The 26,511-nt window shown below is 39.7% G+C and carries 22 protein-coding genes; 12 read left to right on the plus strand and 10 right to left on the minus strand.

From position 1 onward, the window contains the following. The first annotated feature begins 21 nt into the window (after window positions 1–21). The 3 genes from PTI45_RS05670 to PTI45_RS05680 all read left to right on the plus strand — a co-directional run bounded on the left by PTI45_RS05670 (window position 22) and on the right by PTI45_RS05680 (window position 2,548). Window positions 22–1,389 carry a sodium-dependent transporter gene (locus PTI45_RS05670; protein ID WP_069326566.1) on the plus strand — a complete coding sequence of 456 codons (1,368 nt, stop codon included), beginning with the start codon at window positions 22–24 and terminating at the stop codon, window positions 1,387–1,389. Between the two features lie 30 nt (window positions 1,390–1,419). Further along, window positions 1,420–1,920 (plus strand): DinB family protein, encoded by a 501-nt coding sequence (locus PTI45_RS05675; RefSeq protein ID WP_069326567.1) that lies wholly within the window; start codon window positions 1,420–1,422, stop codon window positions 1,918–1,920. A 193-nt stretch (window positions 1,921–2,113) separates the two neighbouring features. After that, window positions 2,114–2,548 (plus strand): DUF6526 family protein, encoded by a 435-nt coding sequence (locus PTI45_RS05680; protein WP_069326614.1) that lies wholly within the window; start codon window positions 2,114–2,116, stop codon window positions 2,546–2,548. A gap of 224 nt (window positions 2,549–2,772) precedes the next feature. On the opposite strand, the gene PTI45_RS05685 is transcribed toward PTI45_RS05680, so the two are convergent. Further along, on the minus strand, window positions 2,773–3,708 hold the full coding sequence (locus PTI45_RS05685) for an aldo/keto reductase (protein WP_069326568.1): 936 nt from the start codon (window positions 3,706–3,708) through the stop codon (window positions 2,773–2,775). Between the two features lie 488 nt (window positions 3,709–4,196). Between PTI45_RS05685 and PTI45_RS05690 the strand changes: the two genes are divergently transcribed. Further along, the gene (locus PTI45_RS05690; protein ID WP_069326569.1) at window positions 4,197–4,532 is read left to right on the plus strand and encodes a DUF1475 family protein; all 336 of its coding nucleotides are present in this window, start codon (window positions 4,197–4,199) and stop codon (window positions 4,530–4,532) included. 167 nt (window positions 4,533–4,699) lie between these two features. Here the strand turns inward: PTI45_RS05690 and PTI45_RS05695 are convergent, their stop codons facing one another. Then, window positions 4,700–8,536 carry an S-layer homology domain-containing protein gene (locus PTI45_RS05695; protein ID WP_069326570.1) on the minus strand — a complete coding sequence of 1,279 codons (3,837 nt, stop codon included), beginning with the start codon at window positions 8,534–8,536 and terminating at the stop codon, window positions 4,700–4,702. Between the two features lie 483 nt (window positions 8,537–9,019). Between PTI45_RS05695 and PTI45_RS05700 the strand changes: the two genes are divergently transcribed. The 4 genes from PTI45_RS05700 (at window position 9,020) to PTI45_RS05715 (ending at window position 13,527) form a co-directional block, all read left to right on the plus strand. Continuing rightward, on the plus strand, window positions 9,020–10,447 hold the full coding sequence (locus tag PTI45_RS05700; RefSeq protein ID WP_069326571.1) for an ABC transporter substrate-binding protein: 1,428 nt from the start codon (window positions 9,020–9,022) through the stop codon (window positions 10,445–10,447). Between the two features lie 107 nt (window positions 10,448–10,554). Next, the gene (locus PTI45_RS05705; RefSeq protein WP_069326572.1) at window positions 10,555–11,637 is read left to right on the plus strand and encodes a carbohydrate ABC transporter permease; all 1,083 of its coding nucleotides are present in this window, start codon (window positions 10,555–10,557) and stop codon (window positions 11,635–11,637) included. Then, window positions 11,637–12,740 (plus strand): carbohydrate ABC transporter permease, encoded by a 1,104-nt coding sequence (locus PTI45_RS05710; protein WP_069326573.1) that lies wholly within the window; start codon window positions 11,637–11,639, stop codon window positions 12,738–12,740. Before PTI45_RS05705 ends, PTI45_RS05710 begins: the two co-directional genes overlap by 1 nt. A gap of 148 nt (window positions 12,741–12,888) precedes the next feature. Continuing rightward, window positions 12,889–13,527: a methyltransferase gene (locus PTI45_RS05715; protein WP_069326574.1), complete on the plus strand. Its 639-nt coding sequence runs from the start codon at window positions 12,889–12,891 to the stop codon at window positions 13,525–13,527. Between the two features lie 74 nt (window positions 13,528–13,601). Here PTI45_RS05715 and PTI45_RS05720 read toward each other — a convergent pair whose 3' ends face one another. Then, window positions 13,602–14,225, minus strand: coding sequence for an acetate uptake transporter (locus tag PTI45_RS05720; RefSeq protein ID WP_069326575.1), 624 nt, complete (start codon window positions 14,223–14,225; stop codon window positions 13,602–13,604). 265 nt (window positions 14,226–14,490) lie between these two features. Here PTI45_RS05720 and PTI45_RS05725 point away from each other — a divergent pair, with 265 nt between their 5' ends. Further along, window positions 14,491–15,639, plus strand: a complete 1,149-nt coding sequence (locus PTI45_RS05725; protein WP_175425123.1) for a GGDEF domain-containing protein — start codon at window positions 14,491–14,493, stop codon at window positions 15,637–15,639. Window positions 15,640–15,785: 146 nt separating this feature from the next. Here PTI45_RS05725 and PTI45_RS05730 read toward each other — a convergent pair whose 3' ends face one another. Together PTI45_RS05730 and PTI45_RS05735 are read right to left on the minus strand one after the other, a co-directional pair. Beyond that, complete coding sequence (locus PTI45_RS05730) at window positions 15,786–16,625, minus strand: methyl-accepting chemotaxis protein (RefSeq protein WP_069326577.1); 840 nt, start codon at window positions 16,623–16,625, stop codon at window positions 15,786–15,788. 198 nt (window positions 16,626–16,823) lie between these two features. Next, window positions 16,824–17,666, minus strand: coding sequence for a methyl-accepting chemotaxis protein (locus tag PTI45_RS05735; protein WP_069326578.1), 843 nt, complete (start codon window positions 17,664–17,666; stop codon window positions 16,824–16,826). Window positions 17,667–18,042: 376 nt separating this feature from the next. Here PTI45_RS05735 and PTI45_RS05740 point away from each other — a divergent pair, with 376 nt between their 5' ends. After that, window positions 18,043–18,714 (plus strand): winged helix DNA-binding protein, encoded by a 672-nt coding sequence (locus PTI45_RS05740; protein WP_069326615.1) that lies wholly within the window; start codon window positions 18,043–18,045, stop codon window positions 18,712–18,714. A gap of 114 nt (window positions 18,715–18,828) precedes the next feature. On the opposite strand, the gene PTI45_RS05745 is transcribed toward PTI45_RS05740, so the two are convergent. From PTI45_RS05745 to PTI45_RS05760, 4 genes are all read right to left on the minus strand, one after another. After that, window positions 18,829–19,098 (minus strand): YkgJ family cysteine cluster protein, encoded by a 270-nt coding sequence (locus tag PTI45_RS05745; RefSeq protein WP_069326579.1) that lies wholly within the window; start codon window positions 19,096–19,098, stop codon window positions 18,829–18,831. 38 nt (window positions 19,099–19,136) lie between these two features. Next, entirely contained in the window at window positions 19,137–20,255 is a 1,119-nt protein-coding gene (locus PTI45_RS05750) for a 5-methyltetrahydropteroyltriglutamate--homocysteine S-methyltransferase (RefSeq protein ID WP_069326580.1), read from the minus strand. A 63-nt stretch (window positions 20,256–20,318) separates the two neighbouring features. Further along, on the minus strand, window positions 20,319–21,557 hold the full coding sequence (gene pepT, locus PTI45_RS05755) for a peptidase T (RefSeq protein WP_069326581.1): 1,239 nt from the start codon (window positions 21,555–21,557) through the stop codon (window positions 20,319–20,321). 211 nt (window positions 21,558–21,768) lie between these two features. Next, on the minus strand, window positions 21,769–23,331 hold the full coding sequence (locus tag PTI45_RS05760) for an NAD(P)H-binding protein (protein WP_245703431.1): 1,563 nt from the start codon (window positions 23,329–23,331) through the stop codon (window positions 21,769–21,771). Between the two features lie 290 nt (window positions 23,332–23,621). Between PTI45_RS05760 and PTI45_RS05765 the strand changes: the two genes are divergently transcribed. After that, entirely contained in the window at window positions 23,622–24,224 is a 603-nt protein-coding gene (locus PTI45_RS05765; protein WP_069326582.1) for a YjgB family protein, read from the plus strand. Between the two features lie 104 nt (window positions 24,225–24,328). Here PTI45_RS05765 and PTI45_RS05770 read toward each other — a convergent pair whose 3' ends face one another. Then, window positions 24,329–25,153: a class I SAM-dependent methyltransferase gene (locus PTI45_RS05770; protein ID WP_069326583.1), complete on the minus strand. Its 825-nt coding sequence runs from the start codon at window positions 25,151–25,153 to the stop codon at window positions 24,329–24,331. Window positions 25,154–25,333: 180 nt separating this feature from the next. On the opposite strand from PTI45_RS05770, the gene PTI45_RS05775 reads away from it, so the two are divergent. After that, complete coding sequence (locus PTI45_RS05775) at window positions 25,334–26,410, plus strand: branched-chain amino acid aminotransferase (protein ID WP_069326584.1); 1,077 nt, start codon at window positions 25,334–25,336, stop codon at window positions 26,408–26,410. Window positions 26,411–26,511: the final 101 nt, after the last annotated feature.

Genomic DNA, 26,511 nt, shown 5'->3' on the forward strand with positions numbered 1-26,511 from the left:
TTATTCATAAGGAGTATACCTATGGCACAAAAAGAAGGTTCAGGTTCATCAAGTACAGGCAGCGGCAAGATCGAACGCTTTTCAACAAGCGGGTTTATTTTAGCAGCAATTGGTAGTTCAGTAGGGTTAGGAAATATGTGGAAGTTCCCGTATATCACAGGTAAATACGGTGGAGCTGCCTTTTTCCTGATGTTTATTATCTGTCTGATTGTAGTAGGTCTACCGATTTTATTAGCAGAAATGGCTATTGGTCGAAGTGGACGGGGTAATGCTGCGGCTTCGCTTTTCAACATTACAGGGAAGAAGCATTGGAAATGGATTGGTACTGTTCCTGTCGTTACGTCATTTCTAATTATGTGTTATTACGGTGTTGTTGCAGGATGGACATTACATTATACCGTTTTATCTTTTAGCGGTAGTCTATCTGATGTGAATACTGATTTTACAGCAGCCTTTACGAATTTTGCAGGTGGATATGCACCGTTATTCTGGCAAGCAGTTGTGATGCTAATTACAGGTATTGTTATTGCTAAAGGGATATCGGGCGGAATTGAGAAGTACAACAAGATTCTGATTCCGGGATTTCTGGTGATTTTGCTCATCTTAATGTTCCGTTCATTGACGTTACCTGGTGCAGGAGCAGGGGTAGAATTTTTCTTAGCACCTGATTTTTCTAAATTAAGCCGAGCTTCGATCTTAACAGCATTAGGACATGCGTTCTTCTCTTTATCTCTAGGGATGGGTTGTATGTTAACGTATGGTTCTTATGTACGCAAAGAGCAATCTTTAGGTAAAGCAGCGCTTGCGATCGGCGCAGGCGATTTATTCTATGCACTTTTAGCAGGATTGATTATTTTCCCAACCGTATTCTCTTATGGATTAAAACCAGATCAAGGTGTAGGGCTAGCATTTATGGCTTTACCTGCTGCTTTTGCACAAATGCCTTTAGGTGCTTTTTTTGGAGGTCTATTCTTCTTATTGCTCGCGATTGCGGCAATCACTTCGTGCTTCTCTATTCTCGAAGTACCTGTAGCTTATGCGATGGGACAATGGAATTGGTCTCGTAAAAAAGCAGCTATTCTCGTCTGTGTGTTTTCTTTTATACTAGGTGTACCTGCTGCATTATCTGTAGGCGGTGTGCTTAGCTTTATTTCACTAGATGGCAAAAGTATTTTTGATCTATTCGACTTTGTGACTTCATATATTTTGATGCCTGTGGGTGGATTTATTGTCACGATCTTTACAGGATATGCATGGAAACGTGCAGGAGAAGAAGCAGGAATATCTGGCTTCTGGTACGACACATGGATGTTTATTCTACGTTATGTGGCACCGATCTTAATTATTCTGATTTTCTTATATTCGGTAGGTATTATTCAACCAGAATAACCTGAATACAACAATCAAAGGAGCACTCTCATGACTATTTCTTCACAAGAAGCTTTTTCTAAAGCGTTAGTGCAATCTTTGATCGGAGAAAGAGGGCATTTGCCGATTGCACGTGCTTTATCAGATATCGATTTAGAACTATCAGGTCGATCTTTGGAGAATTCTCCATATACCATTTACCAGTTAATTAGTCATATGAATTACTGGCAAGACTTCATGTTAACTCATCTTAAAGGTGAAAAGCCTCAAATGCCTGCGAATGTTAGTGAAAGCTGGCCGACTGAAGTACAAGCAGTGGATGAAGCGACATGGCAAGATGTTTTGGATCGTTTTCTTCAAGGGATTGATTATGCGTGTGAATTAGCGCGTACAATGAATTTGGAACAACCATTAGTCTATTTCCCGGGCGAAACGGCTGCTGGATTGTTGCGTAATATTGCTTCTCATAATACGTATCATTTGGGTGAAATTGTATTGTTACGTCGCTTGTTTGGCGCATGGCCACCACCAGGTGGAGGATATCCAGCGTAAGATTTTATTTCTGATCATATTCATCATTTTATGTAAGATTTCGTTGGGTTACTTTTTGGGGTTAATTCAAGGTGGTGTTGTACAGCTTGATTGCGAATGAACATATCTTTCTTACGCAACATGATAATATTTCCAGTGATTGGTGTAATAATACATGGGAAATACATTTGCAGTAGGAAAAGGATGTGTAATCATGGCAACACCACCGAAAAAGAAATCGATTCGTTATGATTGGCCGTATCATTTTGTGGCTTTGCCTCTTTTATTAGTAACGTTTGTACTCACTGTAATCTACTGGGTAGAAGCGATTCGTTATGATGAGCATGTATTGTTATCATGGTTATTATTGATATTAATGGTGTGTTTATTTTTCGCTATTCCACGGATTCGAGTCTATGCGACCAAAACGCAGGATCGAATTGTACGCATTGAAGAGCAATTCCGCTATTTCCGTTTAACTGGAAAAGAATTGGATTCTCGTCTATCCAAATCTCAAATTATAGCGCTTCGTTATGCAAGTGATGAAGAATTCCCTGCCTTATGCGAACGTGCAGCCAGTCAGAATCTATCTGGTTCAGATATCGAAAATGCGATTACGAATTGGCGTCCAGATACGATGCGTATCTAACTTACACTGAATCAGATGCATATCCACATACGATATAGTTCTAAATCATATGAAATACAGACCAGAAGTCGCTCGATATAGAGCGGCTTTTTTTGTACATGCAAGTGAAGGGAAGTAAAGTAGCCAGTCATATATCGTTGCTAGAAAAACACTGAAAAAGCCAAGTACCTACACATAATGCAGGTACTTGGCTTCGATTATAATGATTAGATGACGGCATCTATTTAGCTAAAAATCGAATTGATATGCTCTATTTCTTGCGGTGTTAATTGGACTTGTAGTGTTTTGAGATTGTCTTTGACTTGATCTGAACGCTTCGCACCCGGAATGACTGCATCTATCGAATCGCGTGTCAGATACCATGCCAGTACAATATGAGCGACATCTACACCTTTGGTCTGTGCAATCGGACGAAGTTGATCTACTTTTGCCAGATTTTCTATAAATGCATCCCCTGTAAAGAGTGGATCTTTGGCACGAATATCATCAAACTTGGTGTCTTTGGTATATTTACCACCCAGTAGACCGGAAGCGAGTGGGAAATAAGGAATAAACGTGATTCCATTTGCAGCCGTATACGGTAACAGATCTTTTTCAGCATCCCGATGGAATAAATTATAGTGACCTTGAAGGACATCCACATCGCCGTTAGTGTTCGCTTCTTTCAACTGTTCTAACGAGAAGTTAGACACACCAATAGCTCGAATTTTGCCTTCGTCTTTTAGCTTTTTCAGTTCAGCTACAGCTTGATCTTTCGGTGTATGTTCGTCTGGAAAATGAATATAAAATAAGTCGATATAATCGGTTTGTAGGCGTTTGAGACTATCTTCTACACTTGAACGTAGAAATTCAGGTGAGTTATCAATCACAACGTCACCGCTATCTGTGAATTTGTGAGCGCCTTTGGTCGCAATAATGACTTCGTTGCGCTTACCTGTTTCTTGAAGTACTTCACCAATCAATTCTTCAGAGCGTTTAGGCCCATAAATGAATGCAGTGTCTAGAAAATTGATACCTTCTGCGAGTGCAGTACGGATCATTTCTTTACCGACTTCTTCATCCAAATTAGGATAAAGATTATGTCCACCAACTGCATTCGTACCCAGTCCGATTGGATTTACCCATAGATCGCTTTTACCTAATTGTTGTTTTTCAGTCATGATTCATTCAGCTCCTTTGATCTCTTTGCTTGATTACTCTTTTTATTTTAACAGAATATCATGTGGAGTTAAAATATCGGGATAATTGGATTAGGGTTTTAGGACAGCGCTCCAGAAAATAATTTGTTCTTGCCGTCGCTGGTGAAGTCTAATCCCTTGAATGACTGGCAAGCAGTCGGGATTTGACTTCAAAGGCGACTTTCAGAATAAATTATTTTCTTGCGCTCTGTGCTAGGAGGCATGGGGGTGGGTAATTTAAAACAGATGCTTTTGATTCCTCTTTTTGAAGGGGGAAGGCAGTAAGGAAAAGAGTAGATGAAAAGAATGGATATAGAAGTGAGTATATTTATAGATGGTATAAAGTAAAAATAAAAGTATGTATAGAGTAAGTTAGATAAATAGATTGTAAGAAGATGGTTGTGAAATATGTTCATTGATCCGTATAGGGAATGAACATGTACGTTAGGGAAGGTAGGAGAAGAGGATAAATGAAAACGGCTAAGGTGTTGAGTTTGGTTTTATTTCTTGTGATGATTTGCAGTAATGTGTATGGGGCTGTGTTTGGGGATGTTTTGCTAGAAGGGCAAATGTTGTTGTCCTTGTTATGGGGTCGGTTGGTTTTGGTCGATTTTTATGTAGGGATGATTTTGTTTATTTCTTGGATGATTTTTCGCAAAGAATCGGGTTGGAGATTGCTTCTTTGGATCGTATTATGTATTTGTTTGGGTAACTTCTCTACGTCGCTATATATTTATCTAGCATTGCGTCATAGTGGTGGGGATTGGAATCGATTCTTTTATGGCAAACGAGTGATAGGGCACTAATAGGCAATGAAGTGAAATGCACAGCTAAATGGTAGAGCAACTGTAGAAAAAAAGCATATTCTACCGCCAAATTGCTAACGAAAAAGATCATTAAAAAAAGGACAACTTCCTACGAATAGGAGGTTGCCCTTTTTGGGTTATACCATAATCATGTCTTCTTCTTTTTCTTATTTCAATGTGTAAGAGTTAGAAGCGTCCATGATGTCTGCATATGCCCAGTGGCTAGCAGGAACATCTTTCCATGCTTTGTTGCCAGCTGTTAAGTTAGCTGTTTTTTCTAGAATTTTGTTCAAAATCGTTACAGCTTGAGCACGAGTCAACGGTTGATTTGGTTGGAAGCTAGATGGAGATACACCTTGCATCAATCCAGCAGTCGTTACACGCTTGATATCGTTCGCTGCCCAGTGTCCGTTAATATCGTTAGCAAATGAGCTTCCTGTGCCTGTCAGACCCTGCCAGCGGCTTACGATTGCAGCCATCTCCGCACGAGTGATCGGTTGAGCAGGAGCAAATTTACCGTTAGTTAGACCTTTCATCAATCCAGTGGATTGCATAGAAGCAATCGCTTGGTGTGCCCAGAACGTAGTAGATACATCTGAATAGCTTCCGTTGCCACTAGCTGATGCATTTGGTGCGCTAGCTTGTAAACGATACAATAGTGAAGCCATTTCAGCACGAGTAATACTGTTGTTCGGACGGAATGTTTGATCAGGGTAACCTTGGATATAAGCAGGTTTTACTACACCCGCTGTTGTATCTGTATTGACGTTATTATTGTCAGGTGTTGAATTGTTTGTTGTAGAAGCAGCTAGGTTCTGCATATCTACAATTGTAAACGTACTGAATTTGGTCACTGTAAATTGTAGACCTGTTTTGCCATTACCATAATCAACTACACTTGGTTGTACCAATTCACGATCGCCATCACTATGCTCGATAAAGATACGCAATTGATTTAACCATTGTTGTTTAGCTGTTGCATCTTGTGGAATCGCACTGTTCTCAATCGGCATGACCAATTGAACCGGTTGGTTTTGTAAATTCGTTTCGATCGTCATCGGACGACCTACTACAGAGATATTACCATTGCCTAAAGATTGTTTAACGATCTCTTCTTGTTTTGCACGATTCGCCACTGCATTTTGTTGTGCTACCGTTTTAAGAGGTACAAAGTGGAAGTAAAGATCGTTAGTGATATTGTTCAATGAGGTGGAAGCAACAGACAATTTAGCATCGTTAGTGCTGATTTCCAAGTTCATGGCTGCATTTTTCAAATCTTTTGCTGCTGTTAATGGTAATGTGATATCGGTTTGAGCCACTTCATCACTGCCATCTGGAACAACCAGACGAACGGTTTGTTGAGCTGCTTCTTTTAATTTCGTAATCGCTTCGATCACTTTATCGGTGGAGAAAGTAATCTGATCTTGTTTTTGACCACTTGCTTGTGTAGTACGGTTAACGACTGCTGTAGCAGGAATCGTTGTTTTGCCTTTACCATCATCTACGTTAAGGGTGATTTTTTGGGAGCCACCTGAAGATGACGTTTTATCATCGGATTCTTTAACAGTTACTGTTGCACTTGCAAATAATTCTTGTTGAGATACAGAGTAAGCACTGATGATCGCTGTACCTTTACCAATTGGAGTAACAACACCATCGGTTACTGTAGCTACACTTGGATTGCTGCTGATCCATAATACCGTAGAATCTGTAGCATTATCAGGAGTTACAGTCGCTTTCAATGTTTGAGCAGCGCCTTTTTTCTTGAACTCTAATGTTGATTTGTCTAACGTAACACTTGTTACTGGAAATACTTCTGCTTCGTCTAAGAAGTCTAATTTAGTTAACGTATTCGATTCTACAGAACTTGTATATCCTGTACGGTCTGGTAAGAAGGTAACACCATAAGCAAAGTTTGTTTCGCCCATCACTTCAAAATTCTCTGTTGCAACTGGAAGATTTTGAAGTAAGGAAGCTTTAGCTTTGTACAGATAGGAGAAGCCGATATTCACATATAAATTACCAAGCGGGCTAATCGTAATACCGCGAATAATTGTTGGATATGATGCTACCCATTCAGGTTTTGAAGTAGAATCGGATAGACGGACAATTTGAGAATCGACCTGATGGTAACCATCTTCTCTAGTAGCTACATACAAACGGTCTTGTTGATCAAAAGCAAGTCCTGTAATCTCTATCGTGCTCTCAATACCTTGAGTTGCAATGATATTAGATTGTAATGATTGAATCGATGCGCTGTAATAAAGAGTACTATACTCTTCTAAATCTGAAGTCGTATAAGGCAGTAATTCACTGTCTTGTAGATACTTATGATCTAGTACCCATACACGATTATCGTTAGATTTGGCATAGTACAGGTCGCCCGCTTTGTTTAAAGTTACAGCAACGATATTATCGCTTTTAGCGATATGAGTCACTTTTAGTGTTTTGGTAGAAACTTTGTAAAGCCCGCGATCATAATCAGCGTAGTACACATCACCATTGAAATAAGCTAATTCAAATGGACGATTAAGTTCAACTTGTGTAAGGTCAGTCGGAATAGCTTTGACTGATACATAACGAGTCATTTGGTTTGCACTCAAACCAGAGCTGTTTTGTACATTGTAATGAACAATATATTCACCTACAACAGAGGTGTCAATAGCATTTACAGGTTCACCATTTAACGTATAAGTGATCGTTGCTTGCAGATTACCATCGACTGCGTCGCTAATCGAGAATCCTGGATCAACATAAGCATCACCTTGAGTCAATTGAATATAAGAATCACCAGCCAATGTGATCACAGGAGGAGTGACTTTTTTGAACGGTTGAATAGAATTACCATTACTATAATATCCGGTACCATTTGGTAAGATAACGAGTCCTTGTGCAGAATAAAAATCACTTTGATAAGACTCGATGAGTGAATTATCTACAGGTAAGTTTTGCAAATGATCAGAACTTATCTTTTTAAGTCCCATGCTACCCATGCCTAAAAATCCGGTAGTGCTATAAAATAAATTTCCTTTGGCATCTGTAGTGATTCCCAAAACACCATTATAATAATAATTAGAATTTGTATTATTATTTATGAGTACATTCTGTCTTGCTTTTGTTGTCAGGTTTACTTTGATAAGGCTACTGTCAGAATTGAAATTGGAATTAAAATTGTAGCTGTTGTTGCCAATGTACATATTGTCATTGTTATCAATAGCCAACCCATACATATTGCTATTATTATATGAATCGAAAGCCTCGGATACTTCATTAAGTTTTGTTGAATCTAATGGAAAATCTTTAAGATATTTTGCAGGTATTTTGTAAACATGTGCATCTATGTTTTTGGTATAGAATAGATCGCCTGCTTTATTTAAAGCAACACCGAAAAAATAACCTGATGATTGAACGACATGTTCTACTACACCTGTAGTTACGGATACACGATCAATCCCTTGTTGATAAGAGGATACATATACATATCCATTGTGATAAGCCATACCATACGGACTTGGAATATTTGTTTTAGCAAGATTAAAATAACCGCTGAGTGCTTTAACCGTAACTATACGAGTGACTTCATCCGCAACTTGTTCTTCCGGATTGATTACATTGTAATGAACGGTATATTCACCAGCAATACTTGTATCCACAGCGTTTACAGATTGGTTATTTAAGGTATAAGAAACTTTTGCAGTAAGATCTTTGTAGACATTATCTTGTACAGTTACGCCTGGATCATTAAAAGTATCGCCGACATTCAATTGAATCTGTGCATCGCCAATCAGCGTAATCACAGGTTTATTGACTTGATTAGAAGTAACGCCAGTATTTGTACTTTCGACATGAGTGACAGGAGTGCCAGAAGAGTAAGTATCATTGCTAACTGTGCTTGTGTTGCTACTTGTTGTACTGGTTGAATCGCTCTCAGCAAAAACATTTGTTGTTGCTGTCCCCGGCAATGCAATCAGTGCAGCTAAGCATAAAATCATCCATTTTTTCATGCTGTAAATATCCCCTTTGTTTTTAAATCATGTGACATGTATTCACTATATCGAACAGTACTGAACAATTTCTGAACATTAATTTTAAATAATCATAAATTGATTTTTATACGTTACATATATGTTAATGATTTACTGGAATATATCGTACAGATAAGGGTAAATTTAAATTATTTTCATTGATGAAAATAACTCTTGCTTATGTATCAATCATGTCCTAAAATGAGGTTGCAGATGTATGCAAGCGTTTGCAAAGAGGCGTATAAGTACATTTATAGATGTAGTGCATCTCTTTCAGCCATGCTACTTTTCACTGCATAACAGGAATTTGAAAATATTTTGATAGCGTTATCAGATTCCTATTTACTTTTCACCCAATACATAAGAAAATGGGTAAGAAGTAAAAAATATCTAATTTTGTTATTTACGTTCTTTTTATTACTTTTTTATTACAGGTGTAATCAAAAAAAAGGGGCTGAGTACATGAAGCGTAAGTTGAAAAAAAGCAGCACAATGTCACTGATGATGGTTTTGTTATTTTCAGTTGTCATGAGTGCATGCGGAGGAACAACAAGTAATACGGCTACACCAGAACCCGCTGCAACAGGAACAGATACAACAGCTACAGCAACAACAGGCGCAGATATGATCAAAACAGCTAAAGTTCCAGCTGGATCTGAATTAGAGAAAGCCTTAAAAGGTGAATATAAAGGAACCAAAGTAACGATGTATGGTCCATTCGTAGATGCGGATGAGCAGAAATTCAATGCAAGTATCAAAGCATTTGAAGATCAGACTGGTATTGATATCGCTTATGAAGGTTCTAAAGAATTTGAAGCTACGATTAATGTACGTGTAAACGGTGGTAATGCACCGGATATCGCTGACTTCCCACAACCCGGATTGTTAGAAGGATTCGCTAACTCTGGTAAAGTAGTCGATGTATCTAGCTTTATGGACGAAAGCTATTTGAAAGAGCAATACAAAGATAGCTGGCTAGATATGGCGAAAATGAAAGGTGAAGGCGGTAAAGAATTGACTGCGGGCGTATGGGCACGTAGTAGTGTGAAAAGCTTAGTCTGGTACAACAAAAAAGCGTTCGCAGATGCTGGTTATGAAGTACCTAAGACTTGGGACGAAATGATGGCATTAACAGAGCAAATCGCTAAAGATGGCGATCCTGCTTGGAGTATCGGTATTGAAAGTGGTACAGCAACAGGCTGGCCTGCAACAGACTGGATCGAAGATATTATGCTTCGTACAACTACTCCTGAAAACTATGACAAATGGTTAACAGGCGAATTGCCATTTACAGATCCAATTGTTAAAAATGCAGTTAAAAAAATGTCTGATATCTGGTTTAACAAAGATTATGTATACGGTGGACGTAGTTCAATCGTAACAACGAACTTCGGGGATTCTATTCAACCGTTGTTCACAGACCCTCCTAAAGCTTGGTTTAACCGTCAAGCAGGATTTATCGTATCCTTTATTCCTGAAGGCGTAACAGCAGATGAGTATGACTGGTTCCCGTTCCCATCGATCGATGAGCAATATGGTACACCTGCTATGATCTCTGGTGATATCTATGCTATGTTCAATGACCGCCCAGAAGTACGTGCAGTTATGGAATTCTTTACAACAGCAGAATCTCTACAAAGCTGGATTCAATCCGGTGGGGTAACACCTCCAATGAACGGTACTCCTGATGATTGGTTCGCTAATGATCAAGAACGTCGTATGTCTCAGTTTGTACAAGAAGCCAAAACAATCCGCTTTGACGGTTCTGACTTGATGCCAAGTTCTGTAGGCGCAGGCACGTTCTGGAAAGGTATGACGGATTATGTGAGTGGTACAGCTAGTCTAGATGAAGCGATGGCTGAAATTCAATCAGGCTTCAAAAAACAATAGTATTGCACTTCAGATACTATAGGTATGGATAGCAGGTATACATTGACATGAGTCAGAACGGGCCGATGCTATCGGTCCGATTTTGGCTTGATTAAGGGGGAAAGCCGATGGACGTGCGAGCCAATCAAGGGTCTATGTTGAAGTTGATTTTATTATCGATACTTGTGCCTGCTGTAAACTTAGGCTTGCATTTCTCGATCTTTTTATTTTTTAGAAGCTCGGATCTTCCACCAGTTTTGAATGCTGTGCTTGCTGTAATCTGGGGAATATTTGGGATCTATTCGATTTACTGGTCCCTGAACTGGGTGGTTGAGCAATACTCGGATAAATGGAAAGAACGTATAATTCCTTATGTATTTGTAGGACCTGCTGTATTGTTGCTAGGTTGGTTGCTCTTTTTACCGACACTACGCACATTATACTTAAGCTTTTTTAATGCTGATTCTACCCGCTTTGTAGGGCTGGCTAACTTTGGAGCTGTATTTACAGACCGACTATTGTTAACAGCGCTACGTAATAACTTGCTCTGGGTGGTATTCGGTACATTAGCATGCGTAATTTTGGGTATGTTGGTCGCTGTACTGGCTGACCGCAGTAGCTTTGAACGTCTTGCCAAAGCAATTGTATTTATGCCAATGGCGATTTCATTCGTAGCCGCAGGCGTTATCTGGAAATTCATTTATTACTATCAACCAGGCGATGACCAGATTGGTCTACTTAACGCAATTATGGTGCAGTTAGGACTCCAGCCGCAGGGCTGGCTCAGTATGGTGCAACCCTGGAATAACCTCTTCTTGATTGTCATATTGGTCTGGATGCAGACCGGGTTTGCAATGGTTATCTTTTCCGCTTCGATCAAAGGAATACCGGAAGATATGTTGGAAGCGGCACGTATGGATGGCGCAGGCGAAGTGCGTATCTTTTTCAAAATCATGTTGCCTGTGATCTCCAGTACCGTTCTAGCAGTAACCACAACTATTATTGTATTTACACTGAAAATATTCGATGTCGTTATGATTATGACGGGCGGACAGTATGGAACAGAAGTGGTTGCGACTGAGTTCTACCGTCAATTATTTATGTATCAAAATGCAGGCTATGGTTCTACGCTTGCGATTGTGTTGCTGATTGCAGTTATTCCGGTTATTATCCTGAATCTGCGCCAGCTTCAGAAGGAGGGAAGCTTCTGATGGCTAAACGAAAACATAAAGCACCCAAACGCAAAGCGAGTTGGTTGGTTAATACGATTCTAGCGATTATCTGTATTATCTGGTTTATTCCTACGCTAGGGCTATTAATCTCATCTGTACGTCCAGCCGCCGATATTTTACAAACCGGATGGTGGACAGTATTCCCTCATCGCCAGTGGGCAACTGAAGAACAAGTCAAGCTTCCAAAAGATACCGACCTTCGTCAGCCGATTACAGTTAACGGACAGACATTCAGCGATGATCAGCTCAAAGCGGGTGTAATGCAAGGCGACAAACGTCTGGTCTGGGAAAATCGCCGTTCACGTACGGTCGATGTTCAGGACAAAAAATGGAGCGGAATGACGCTTAATTTCACCACTCAGAACTATGAAACGGTTCTAGGGGGGAAACAGTACAAAATCACGCAACCGGATGGCACGGTCAAAACCGAGCAAGGTAGCGGCATGGGTAGATCGTTCTGGAATACGATTGCTGTTGTTATTCCATCGACCGTGATTCCGATCTTTATCGCTTCTTTTGCCGCTTATGCGTTTGCCTGGTTGAAATTTAAAGGACGACGATTCTTTTTCGTTATTGTGATCGCATTGCTCGTCGTACCTTTACAAGTTGCCTTAATTCCTATTTTGCGCGATTATACAGCACTCGGACTGAACGGAACATACTTTGGTATATGGTTAGCCCATACTGCTTTCGGGTTACCGCTAATCACCTACTTTATGTACAATTCGATCAGTCAGCTTCCTCGTGATCTGTTTGAATCGGCTTATATGGATGGAGCAACTAACTTTACCATCTTCTCCAAATTGATTCTTCCATTATCTGTACCGGCATTGGCTTCGATCAGTATCTTCCAGTTCTTATGGGTATGGAATGATTATCTGGTGTCGCTTATCTTCCTCGGTTCTCAACCGGAAGTACAAGTACTGTCAATGAATATTGCGAATATGGTTGGTTCGCGTGGTAGTGACTGGCATTTGTTAACCGCAGCTGCTTTTGTCTCCATGTTAACACCACTTGCTGTATTCTTTGCACTACAGAAGTACTTTGTACGTGGTCTATTGGGTGGATCGATCAAAGGATAATAATCTTACAAAGAACAACTATAAAAACCACTTTCCTATCTACAGGGAAGTGGTTTTATGGTTGAGGATAAATATAGAAGAAACTGGTATTTCATAGCCGGGAATTGTATCATAAATAGACTATCATTTATAAAGGAGTAGAGCATCTATGGATACTGGATCGTTGGTCGTATCGACTGTATTGCTGGTTGTTGTATTGATTGCTGTATTGTCGATCGTGTATTATAGCTGGCGTAATGGTATCTCCCCATTGCCTGCTTCTGCACTGATCCGAAGCAAGATTGCTGAAGAAGTATTACGCTTATCCAAAATACAAGAATTGGATCGTCCATTATTCAAGTTAAAGACCGATGATCCAGTTGAGCGATATTCAACTATCCAACAACATATGGACTACAAAACACGTCCCAAAACTATCATCGAAACCGGGTCAGGTTGGGGAACATTAGCGATATTTCTAGCGAAGCATTGCCCTGAATATAAAGTCACAGGCATTGAGAACTCGTTCATACCGTTCTGGATTTCGAAGCTCTGGGCACGATTTGAAAAAGTATCGGTGAACTGGATTCGTGGTGATATGTATCAGTATCCGTATGAAGAAGCCAATATGATTATTTGCTATTTGTTTCCGGGAGCCATGAAGCGATTAAATCCTATTTTGCGTGAACGTGCCACAACCTATACATATATTATTAGCGTGTATTTTGCATTACCGGATTGGACACCTGAGAAAGTCGTTCAGTGCGTTGATATCCATCGCACCAAAATCTATATCTATAAAGTATAAGCAACCAAAAAACACATGTAGCTTAATGCCTACATGTGTTTTTTTGGATATATTTCGTTCAGTATGCTGTTGTATTAGTTGTGATCTTTGAAAATACCGAAAGGCTTACCGATTGGTAAAAAGGTTTTGCCGAAATGCGTATTCAATACCAATGCGCCTGTACCGTATAAAGATACAATGCCGATACCCATTTCTGCATAAGCCGCAAGCGTATGGAAAATATGAGGAGCTACACCAAACGCATCAAAAGTCAGCCCTAAAAATAACAAATCGATCAAGCAGAAAATAATAAACAATACTTTGTGTGTTTCCATCGCACCAATCGTCATAAAGAGAACAAACACTAGATAACCGGCAAAAGCAAAACCTAACTGTTTACCATCTACATCACTCGCAAGAGCTGTTCCGAATACACCCATTTTGATCATCCAGTTGCCTGCCATAGCGAACCAGAAGAAAGCAAATGCTCCAAATGCAGTCGTACCAAATGTATTGTTTCGCTTGGAATCTTGAATACAAGCGAATAATTGAGCGCAAGCACCTAGAAAGATCGCCCAGGGAATAGCATAACTTAGACCTGTAGTCAGACCTAGCTTTTGAGAAGAAGCTACCAGAGTAACAATAGCCAGACCGAATAGGCCGAGTGCGCTAGGATCAGCATTAATGATCTTAACTTGAGTTTGCGAAGAAGTTTGCATAAGGATTTTAGCCTCCAATAATTGTTAGGTATGTCTAACGGTTCGTCAGACATACCTCAAGCATTGTACCTGAAAAGACGCAGATAGAAAAGAAATATTATTATTTACATATAAATTGCAGTAAAGTGTATGTCACTACAATTTATTTATTCCAATTCGGGTAATGATTTGACTATTTCCGTTACTCAAAACTTGTTATACTGATACATGATTAAATATCATCGATTAAGGTGTGTGAATAAAACAGATGGATTTCAATCTGGATATGAAAACAGTATTCATTTCGCTTGTATTTGGACATATCTTTACAGTTATTTTGATCCGAGCGTATCGTCAGAATTATACAAAAGATCGTGCTGTGAATATGTTCTATGCCTCTAAGTGGGTACAAGCGATTGCATGGTTTATGTTACTTTTTCAAAATACAGCACCGGACTTTTTCTCGATAGTAGCAGCTAATTCATTGTTGTTTATCGGGGCGGCATTTGAGCCTGCATCATTTCTGGTATTGCAAAAAGCATTTTCTAGAAAAGTCCGCCATTTGTATATCGGATGGATGGTCATCATCATTATCGGTTTTGTATCTATATACCTTTTGAATGTGACAGAGACGACTCGCATTATTTACGCTTCTATAGCTACATCTCTATTTATCCTCTATCCCGCCTATCGTATGATTTCAGATCGCCAAGCGTCCTCGCTTCAACACTTAATGGGGTATTTGTATAGTATTGTTGCAATCAGTCTATGGTGTAGAGCTATTTCTGCTATTTATTTAGGGAATGAGGTTGGATTATTTACAACAGGCATGTATCAAACGTTTACGTTTCTTTCACTTTATTTAATTATGATCTTGGGAAATACCGGATTTGTGCTGTTATCCAAAGAACAGGCGGATGTTGAGCTGTTACGAATTGCTAGCTATGATGAACTGACCGGTATTTTGAATCGGCGTACATTTATGATCCAAAGCAAAAACTGTATTCATACATTAGCCAAAAAACAACAATCGATTTCTTATCTTTTATTCGATATTGATCATTATAAAAATATTAATGATACATATGGTCATCATGTAGGAGATCGCGTACTACGAGATATGGCAATACTTATTGCAAATAGTTTAGAAGAGCAAGCTATATTTGGAAGATATGGTGGAGACGAATTTGCTATTCTTCTACCAGATACAGACGAACAACAATCGAGCCAAATAGCAGAACAGATACGTTCTACTATTGAAAATCATCGCTTTCATGCTTTACCGTTGTCCTATACGATTAGTATCGGGATTGTCACTGTACCCGCTACTTCAGATACTCATCTGAGTATGTTATATCAGCGCAGTGATTATGCATTATACCAAGCAAAGCATGCAGGACGTAACCGAATTGAACGAAGTGTTGTGACGATATAAGAAGATAGGAGATAATCGTTACTTGTGATCAACGAATACAGCATCGCTATAGTAGATAGTAGAAATAGATCGACAAAAAAAGCGCCACAATCGCTGTTACGGATTGTAGCGCTTTTTGCTATGGGTGAAGCTTAATTATTGGATTGTTATTTTTGCTGACTGTTATAGTAGTAGATATTTTTAGTGATATCTTTCATCGATTCGCCTGTAGCTTGTAGACGGTCGATAACTTCGGTAAAGGAACCTACAAGAGTAGCTTGTTCTTGAGAAGAAGTGGTAATTTGAGTGATCTCGTTTTCCATTTGACGAATCGATTGTTGTACATCACGTAGAGCGGTTTCGATATCACCGGTTGCTTTTTTAGAGTTTACCGACAATTTTCGCACTTCAGTTGCAACAACGCCAAATCCTGCACCAAGTTCTCCTACACGAGCCGCTTCAATCGCCGCATTTAGACCAAGCAAGTTGGTTTGTTCGGAGATATCTTTAATTAAGATAGCCACTTCATTGATTTTGCTTGATTTTTCAACCGTTGTTTTGGTGTTTTGCAAAATTTGTTCGCTGGTTGCTTGCAATTGTTGAGCATGAGCTGCAATATGTTGCACCATGTCGACTAGATTTTCAGATACTGAAACGTTCTCTGTCATCACGTCTTGTAGATCCTCTTGTGTTCTTTGATCATAACTGATCGTCATTACACCTGCAATTTGACCATTCTCATGAATAGGAACATTGATTCCTTCGAGAGAAACACCGAACATTTCTTTAGGAAAAGGAGTGATCGATGGGTTCACTTTATCTGTAAGCGCAGCAAAGTTTTCAAAGCCAGGAGCTAAAGGACCGTTAGATACAAATCCTAGATCAATGCCTCCGAATTGTTCGTAATAGAGGATTTTTTCATGATCATACAGACAGATTGTAGCTCTTTCACGTAAAAGTTTTCCGATGAACGGCAAAGCGGTTAATAGTGCATCCATTACTGGCATAATTCTAATCATCCTTTTCGTACTCAATTTTTGATAGTATCTATATGTATTACTATCGGATAGAAGCGCCTTATAGTAAAGGCTAATGTTTTTAAGGGACAATAACTAGAGACAGGTATGAGTGAAAAAAGCTCTATCATCATAGAGCTTCTATCTTTAAATAACTCTAGTAGGTGGATTGAAATAGGTAAATATAGATTATTTTTTGAGAGGAACACTGTAGCGATAAAGGTTGTCTGTGATCAATTTCATGGAGGTACTTGCTGCTTGCAGACGTTCAATAACATCAGTAAAGGAGCCAACCAGAGAAGATTGTTCTTGAGAAGAAGTGGTAATTTGAGCAATTTCATTTTCCATATGACGAATTGATTGTTGTACATCACGCAGAGCGGTTTCGATATCACCGGTCGCTTGTTTGGCGTTAACTGACAATTTTCGCACTTCAGTCGCAACAACGCCAAATCCAGCTCCAAGTTCGCCTACACGAGCTGCTTCAATCGCTGCGTTTAGACCGAGCAAGTTGGTTTGTTCTGAGATGTCTTTGATCAATGTAGCCACTTCGTTAATTTTACCTGATTTTTCAACAGTGATTTTACTGTTTTGCAAAATTTGTTCACTGGTTGCTTGTAATTGCTGAGCATGAGCGGCAACATGTTGTACCATATCGACAAGACCATTAGCAGCAGAGACATTTTCTTGTAAAACAGAATCTAAGTTTTCTTGCGTGGTCTTATCGTAACTTACAGAAAGAACAGCGATAAGCGTACTGCCATCATAAATAGGTACGTTAATTCCTTCTAAAGGAACGCCAAACACTTCTTTAGGATAATAGCTGATCGAAGGATTAATTTTATCGTTTAAGGAAGCGTAATGATCGAATCCCGCTGGAAGAGCATCCCCTGTTTTGAATCCAAGATCGATTCCATCTAGTTCTTCATAATAAAGCATATGAGTCTCGTTATAGAGACAGATGGTTGCGCGTTCTCTCAAAATTTTACCGATGTAAGGAACAAACTTTAATAAGGAATCCGTCGTACTCATTCATTCATCACCCTTTGATCACAATTTTATAGTGTGCATACTTCTATAATATCGGAATTTCAGATCGTGAAATTAAGGCTGAAACGGCGAGAAAGTCTGATAAACCGTGCTAAATACGCAACTAAATTTAAAATTTTAACTTTTTCATACAGTAAAATATATTTATTTATATATATAGAAATAATTACATTGTTGGGACAATATAAAGACTATTTTGCTTAGTTAATAAGGCTTCAAAACTGTTTTGTAAATAGATTTTCTATTTTTTTCTAATCAGAGACTCTCTTGCTATACTGAGAAAAAGGTTATATTGAGATGTAAATAAAAGTTGGTAAGGATGGCGCGATATCAAAAAGATGAAGGTGAGAAGACGATCATGAACAACGAGATAGAGCAGAACGCATTAATTACCGAAGTTATCGATCATATGGCTGCGATTCAACAGCGGTTTCAAGCTGAAGGGGAAGATGAAGAAAAGAAATGGATGATGATGCATACTTCTGACTCCGATGTCATCGATTTTTTAAAAGTAGCGACTGTACAGATGCTTCATGTGATTGATGCGATTGGAGAGTTAGAGCCTGTAAATGGGATTACTATTTCCAAGCAATATAACATTCCTAGAGGCAGTGTATCCAAAATCACACGCCGATTAGCAGATATCTACATGATTCAGTTCGAGCCTGTGCCAGATAATAAAAAAGAAGTGCTGTTTCGATTAACGCCTTTGGGCAAAAAAGTATTTATATTACATCAACAATTACACCAGCATATCCATCACAATATGAGCCAATTTCTTCATCAATATAAAATAGAAGATATCCGCTTTCTTGTATCTTTGATGAAAGATGTGATGAGCACTTCATGGGTTCAGATCGAAGAAAAGGCCATACAGATCAATGAACCAGCTCGTATACTTTCTTCTAAAGTGGAAATTTCGAGTGAGTCCGCAGAAAAGAATGATATTGTTGCGATGTTACAACAATTAGACGCCAAAAAATTAAACCGTGCCAAACAGTTAATCCAGCTTGCCTTTTTTGAAGATTAAGATCAGGAATAGACACAAAAATCCCATTTACAGACCAGGTATACGTCAGCAGAAAAGATGCTTGTATTCTGATCATCTGTAAAAGGGAAATGGTTAAAGCGATGATGTATGATGCTATGATCTATACTTGGTAGGAGCTGTTGCTTGTTCTAAGGCTTCTAGATAAGCAAAAGCTTCTTCGTTTGTTGTACCGCACATCTCTAAAGAAGCCGGTAATCCACCACATACGTCTGGACGCTCCGGTCGACCGAATAATCCGCAACGGCGCTCTGTAGTTAGTTGGGGACAAGGAACTCCAGCAGGTTTACCTTCCGGCATCCCCGGGATCGGTGAAGAAATAGAGATTGCGATACAACAGGCGGCACAGCCAACCCGACATTCCATAATGATTCACTCCAATATTTAATGCACACATGCGATATTTATTTCCAGACCTCTTGCGAGATTTGGATAACATGACGTAGTTTATCCCATTGTTGCTCTTCTGTTAATAAATTACCTTCTTCTGTTGAAGCAAATCCACATTGTGGACTCAAGCATAATTGATCTAGATTCACGAATTTGGATGCGTCATCAATCCGACGCTTAATCTCATCAGGATGTTCCAGTTCTCCATATTTGGAAGTGACTAGACCCAGTACAATTTGTAGATTCGGACGTTTCACAAAGCGAAGCGCATCAAATGATCCTGAACGTTCGTCATCATATTCCATAAATAATCCATCCAGATCCAGTCCATCCAAAATGGTCTCGGCTGCGCCATCATAACCACCAGATGCTGCCCATGTCGAGCGGAAATTACCCCGGCAAATATGCATTGTAATCATCATATCCGCTGGACGATTAGCAATCGATTCATTGATTAATTTAGCCGCATCTGCAAGCATTTGATCTGGATCTTTGCCATCGTTACGCAACTTGGTTTTGGCTTCTTCTGAAAAGAATGCTGCCCATGACGTGTCATCCAATTGCAGATAACGGCAACCTGCGTCGTAAAAAGCACGAATAGCTTTTTGATACGCTTGTGCTAGATCATGCAAAAGAACATCACGATCCTCATACAAATCGGTTTCAATTTGACCACGGAACAACAACATATTTGGACTTGGAATCGTCATTTTCGCAGTACGACCTTGACTCACGATGCTATGCAGAAATGCGTAATCATCCACATGCGAATGAGTAGTGAAGTCGATTTTGCCTGTGACTTTGACTCCATGTGCTTTGGTCGTTGTATTGTGAAATTGAATACCACCTTCAGTGTCGTACCCCTCAACTCCATCCAAACGCTCTAAAAAGTCAAAGTGCCACCATGCCCGGCGAAATTCACCATCTGTAATCGATAATAAACCGATTTCTTCTTGCTTCGCTACGATTCGGCGAATTTCTTCATTTTCAATCTCACGTAGCTGTTCTGCATGAAGTTCACCGCTTGTGTATTGAAGACGAGCTTGCTTGATCGTATCAGTGCGTAGTAGACTACCTACCTGATCTGCACGAAAAGGAGCTACTGTGCGTTGAAGAGAAGTCGAAAATGTCATAGAGTTATACCTGCTTTCTATCGTATTTAGATGGACTATAAGTTATTCGATCCAGACGGAATATTACGCTTGATTGGGTTTGGCAAATAATTGAGCAATTTCAACAATCACTTCTGTGGCTTTGACCATATTATTTACAGACACGTACTCGTATTTACCATGATAATTTTCGCCACCTGTAAAAATATTCGGGGTAGGTAGACCCATATAAGACAATTGAGCACCATCGGTTCCTCCGCGAACAGGTGTAATGTGAGGTTCAACACCTACATTTTTCATCGCTTGTCCTGCTATATCGACGATATGTTTTACAGGCTCTATTTTTTCACGCATATTGTAATATTGATCTTTCATTTCGATCAAAATATTGTTTTCACCATACGTTTGTCCAAATTCTTCGACAATGCTAGTTAATAGATTTTTTCTATGTTCAAAATTTTCACGGTTAAAATCACGAATAATATAAGATAATTGCGTTTCTTCTACATCTCCTTGAATAGAAGAAAGATGGAAGAATCCTTCATAACCATCTGTAAATTCAGGAGCTTCACCTGTTGGAAGACGACGATGCAGTTCCATCGCAATTTTCGCTGCATTCACCATTTTGTTTTTAGCTGTACCGGGATGAACATTACTGCCTTTGCAAATGACTTTAGCGGCAGCGGCATTGAATGTCTCATATTCAAGTTCTCCCAGTGGACCGCCATCTACGGTATACGCATATTCTGCACCGAACTTCGCTACATCGAATAAATGCGGGCCGCGACCAATTTCTTCATCCGGTGTAAAAGCTACTCTGATTTTGCCATGCTTGATTTCGGGATGATCGATCAAGTAGTGCATCGCTGTCATAATCTCAGCAATCCCTGCTTTGTTATCCGCACCAAGTAGTGTAGTTCCATCGGTAGTCATCAGTGTATGACCTTTATATTGCTCCAATTCCGGGAAATCTTTTGGTGAAAGCACAACGCCTACATCAGCATTCAGTAGAATATCGCCACCATTATAATTTTCAAGAAGCTTTGGTTTTACATTCTTGCCTGTAAAGTCAGTCGCTGTATCAACATGAGCTAGAAAGCCGATCACAGGTGCTTGTTGATCTGTATTCGAAGGCAAAGTTGCCATGACATAACCGTTGCCGTCTAGAGTGACATCTTCCATACCAATCTGTTCTAATTCTTCAACCAATTGGTGAAGAAGCGTCCATTGTCCCGGAGTAGAAGGGCAAGTCTCACTATCCTCGTTGGATTGGGTATCAATTTGCACGTAAGAAGTTAAGCGTTCAATCAGTTCGTTTTTCACAGTATAATAAGCTCCCTTCGGCTTGTGGTATCTATCGTATTTATTTATTTTATCATGAATATACAGATCATCCCAAAAGGAGATTCAGATCCTTGTTTATACATGTATTAATCGACGATATAAAAAGGTCTGAATCTATTCATCATGACAATGAATGTTCAGACCTGTGAAATCCTATGATGCGTTCTATCCTAACTTATCGACAAAGATATTAAGGCGTACTGTGGGTACCGCTTATCGCATGCGTAGGGGCATGTTGCGAATCTTGAGATTGTTGACCACCCGGGAATTCATGTTGCTTGCCTGTTTTGATCATTCGTTTCAAATGACGACGGAAAGCATACATGACCCATAGATGTACTTTGGCTTGAGTGAATTTATAGATAAACCACGGTAAAGAAGGAAGGTAATCATGGATAGCAATAACACAATCCTGTGTACCCGGAACTTGTAAAAATTCCAATCGTCCTTCGTGATTTTCTTTGGTTTTGGTAAAAGCGCCGCCTGTAATATGGTAAACTGCACTATCTTTACTGCTTAATTCAGGAGAATAGGTTAACTCCAAAATAGGCTGACGGGAAGGGCGAATATAGACACGGTAAATACTGCTACCATCATATTCAGTACGAATCAAGAATTTGGCTATGCCGCCTAACCACTCCATATAATACTTACCTGCCCAGTCTGCATTTTTACCGTCAGGTAAAACGACACGCTGGATAGAGCGTACATCTGACACTGATTCCGTTGCAGGAGCGGGGGCAGAAGCAGAAGAAGCACTAGCCTGTTCTTTTTTCTCTTTGGCTTTTTCTTTTTCCTTCGCTTCTTCTTCCAGTGCAGATTTGGCAGACTCTTCAAATGTAATCTGTCCATCGCTGATGCCTTCGACTTTGCGTTCAGGATTCGCTACCATGGGATGCGCTAGACTTTCAACGAGTGGATATACCATCTCTTTGGGCATTCCTGTCACCAGTGTAACCCAGAGACGGGATAGATGGATCGTTAGAAAAGGAACGTCATGGAAGGTACGTTTTTTCTCCATCACATCTGCGGTTTTCATCATCATTTGTTTGTATGTCATGATATCAGGGCCACCGACATCTATCGCACGATTATATAATTCGGTACTACCGATACTTTTTTTCAAAGCTTGCAGTACATCAGATAAAGCAATAGGATGCGTCTCTGTACGTGTCCATGTCGGTAATGTCATCACAGGTAAACGTTGTACCAACTTGGCAAGGATCGGGAACGAAGAACCTTGAGGTCCGACGATCAGTCCTGCACGAATAGTTGTTACAGGCACTCCATAAGAGCCTAGAATCTGCTCCACTTCCAGACGACTACGTAAATGACGTGATAATTTGTCCCGTGGAACTCCTTCAGGAATAATACCACTTAGATAAACGATTTGTTTGATTCCATTTTTTTTGGCTGCCCGTGCAAAATGATCTGCTAAAATAACGTCCATATCTTCAAAATGAGCCTGGGTTAGCTTGGCAGTTGGCATCATAGAATGTACAAGATAGATCGCATAGTCTGCACCTTCTAACGCTTTTTCTGCATCAGATATCGAGAACAATTCACAAGAACGCCATTCAACATGTTCACTGTTTTCTTTATCATCGCCATGTCTGGACAAAGCAATGACATCGTAATGATCGGTTAGTCGCTTCAATAGATTGTGCCCGATATAACCACTTGCTCCTGTTAACGCAATTCTTGGACGATGTGGTATAGTCGTTTCTTCGCTTGTTGTTGTCTCCATATCCATTGTCTCCACCCCTGTTCATTTTAAAGTCTGTAGCTGTTAAATACCCTTTTCTCTAGAACTTCAACCTCATGTTAATAGATGAACATAGCGACCAAAGTCCTATATTGTTGACAGTAGAACACTTTAAAAAGTATACTCTGAAATGTTAAGTATAAGCGCTTATACTTTCGGTATAGATAAGTATATAGTTACTTAATCTTTATCACAATGAACAGACTATCGTTGGAATCAAGCAACACACACATGAATAAGACATAGTTTATAGCCTTATTCACAAGGAGGAAATGAATATGAATACTCAAAAATCGATCAAACAAGTCATGCTTACAGCTACACTTACAGGTGTATTGGCTGTCGGAACGCTTGGACTCACCAGTGGATTCGCTTCTGTACAGACGGTATCTGCGGCTACACCTAGCAAAGTTACGACTAGCGATAGCCAAATGGCTTTGAAAACGCTAAATAGCTTCTACAAACCAGCTTTAAAAGGACAATTTCCGGGCAATGCCAGTGCATTTACAGTCGGCAAAACGACTAGAGATCAAGTGGTAAAAGCTTTTGGTAAACCGGACAAAGCGATGACCGATGCTGACGGATTCGATACGTATCATGCAGAGATGGGGAATCCGGGTTATGCATTTAACTATAAATTGACCAAAATTCGTGAGATGCGTTATTTCGGTACTACTGTTGAACGTCAGACCAATATCGGTGGGATCACGATGAAAATGTTACTCAAAAACTGGTACACGCCAAGTGCTACAACAACAATCAAAAACGGCAAAATGAAGCAAACAAAAGTTACGTATGTGCGCGGAGCTTATCAGTTAGAATTTATTTTTAATAGCAGTACAGAGCTAGATCATATCAATTTACGTGAAAAAGGGTTGTAAATGAACCTGAAAATATAGTAGCTTGAAGATACGTATTCTTCACAACAAAAGCACTGAACATTAGTTCAGTGCTTCTTCTCATTTCTAACCATATTAAATCTAAATCAACGAATCCCGAGTCTCATCCGATAACTGAACATGGCATTGGTGACTCCACCACGGAAATAATCATCTGCCATCGCTTGGAAAATATTAATCTCGGATTCTAAATAATCAGATTTTAATTGAAGTGCTGCTTGAATTCCCCCCTGACTGAGCAAAATCCCTACATACCGTTCTGCACTACATGCTTCGATATTGTGAAATACAATTTCTTTGGTAAATCGGAAGTAGCCACTTTGCTCAATCTGTTGAAGATGGTTGTCTTTGTTACGCTTATGAGCAACTTTGTGAGGGTCTGCTTGTTCTGCAATAATACGCTCTGAGATCGCTAATAAGTTGTTGTATTCGCGTTCCAGTTGCCAGTTGACTGTAGGTGGCCAGTCGCAATCATATGTCGCAAAAATACCACCGGGTACCAGCACACGAGCGATTTCTTTGAGTGTACTGACAGGTTCCATCCAGTGGAACGACTGAGAGCATGTGACGATATCGGTGCTATTCGAATCCAGAGAAAGCTGATTCGAGTAGCCTTGTTCAAATGATAAATGATCGGCTTGTGTCGTCAGACTGAGCTTATACCGGGCTTTATTTAACATATCCAGATTCGGTTCTACCCCAATAATTCGGTCTGCCCGATCCCGCCATATAAAAGAAGATAACCCTGTACCACAGCCCACATCGACCACAAGTCCGGGTTTCTTTTGCAAATAATTTGAAAGGATATCAACTACAAGACTAGGCGCCACTGGACGATGCTGATCATAGACATCTTCAAAACCGGAAAACCGCTCGATATTGTTGATTGAATTATTTTCAGGAATAGTCATAACAGATCTTGCCTCCTTGTTTGAATGTACTGTGATTTATTATAAAGGAAAAAGAGGCATTGAGTAGAGGCTAAAGTTGCTTTGACAGCTTACCTATCAACTTATTGTTTTTAAGTATTTTCGATTTGGGATAAGAAGTGATATGATTTAGGGAATAATTTGTTTAAGGAGATATAGACTATGAGTATAGAGATCACTGTTGAGCATACAAAGAATAAAAAAGAGAAACCGTCATCAATGGATGGGGTAGTATTTGGTACACAATTTACAGATCATATGTTTATTTTGGATTATGATGCAGGGCAAGGTTGGCATGATGCACGTATCGTTCCCTATCAACCCATTATGATGGACCCGGCGGCAAAAGTATTCCATTATGGACAAACGATTTTTGAAGGACTTAAAGCATATGCAACCGAAGATGGACGTGTTCTCATGTTCCGTCCTACCAAAAATATAGAGCGTCTAAACATTTCAAATGAGCGTATGAGTATTCCAGAAGTTGATCCTGAATTGGCACTTGAAGCTTTGCGTCAGTTGATTCTAACGGATCGTGAATGGATTCCAGAAGGTGAAGGTAATTCACTGTATGTGCGTCCATTTGTTATCGCAACTGAACCAACTCTTGGTGTATCTCCTTCTCGTCAGTATAAATTTATGATTATTCTTTCACCTGTAGGTGCTTATTATGCAGAAGGCATCAATCCGGTTAAAATTTTCGTTGAATCTAAATATGTACGTGCTGTTCCCGGCGGTGTAGGTATGGCGAAAACAGCAGGTAACTATGCAGCAGGACTTAAAGCACAAGAAGGCGCTACAGAATTGGGTTATTCCCAAGTACTCTGGTTAGATGGCGTGCACCGTAAATACATCGAAGAAGTCGGCAGTATGAATGTCTTTTTCAAAATTAACGGTATCGTGGTAACACCTGCGCTAAACGGTAGTATTCTTAGCGGAATTACGCGCGATTCGATTATTCAATTGCTGAAGCACTGGGATATTCCTGTGGAAGAACGCATTCTTTCAATTGATGAATTAGAAGAAGCGCACAAAGAAGGCAAATTGGAAGAAGCGTTCGGTACAGGTACCGCAGCGGTTATTTCTCCAATGGGCGAACTGAACTGGCAAGGCGAAAAAATGATCATCAACGAAGGCAAAACAGGCGAATTGTCTGCCAAGTTGTATGAGACATTAACAGGCATCCAAAAAGGCGTAGCCGCAGATCCATTTGGTTGGACGATAGAAGTTAAAGCGTAAGCTGAATATTATTGTTATAAAGAAGCGTATCCTGTGAGCAGGATGCGCTTTTATTTTTCATATATTTTCTATAAGTAATTTAGCGTAATTCGTAGACAAAG

The sequence above is a fragment of the Paenibacillus nuruki genome, assembly GCF_001721045.1.
Lineage (GTDB): Bacteria > Bacillota > Bacilli > Paenibacillales > Paenibacillaceae > Saccharibacillus > Saccharibacillus nuruki.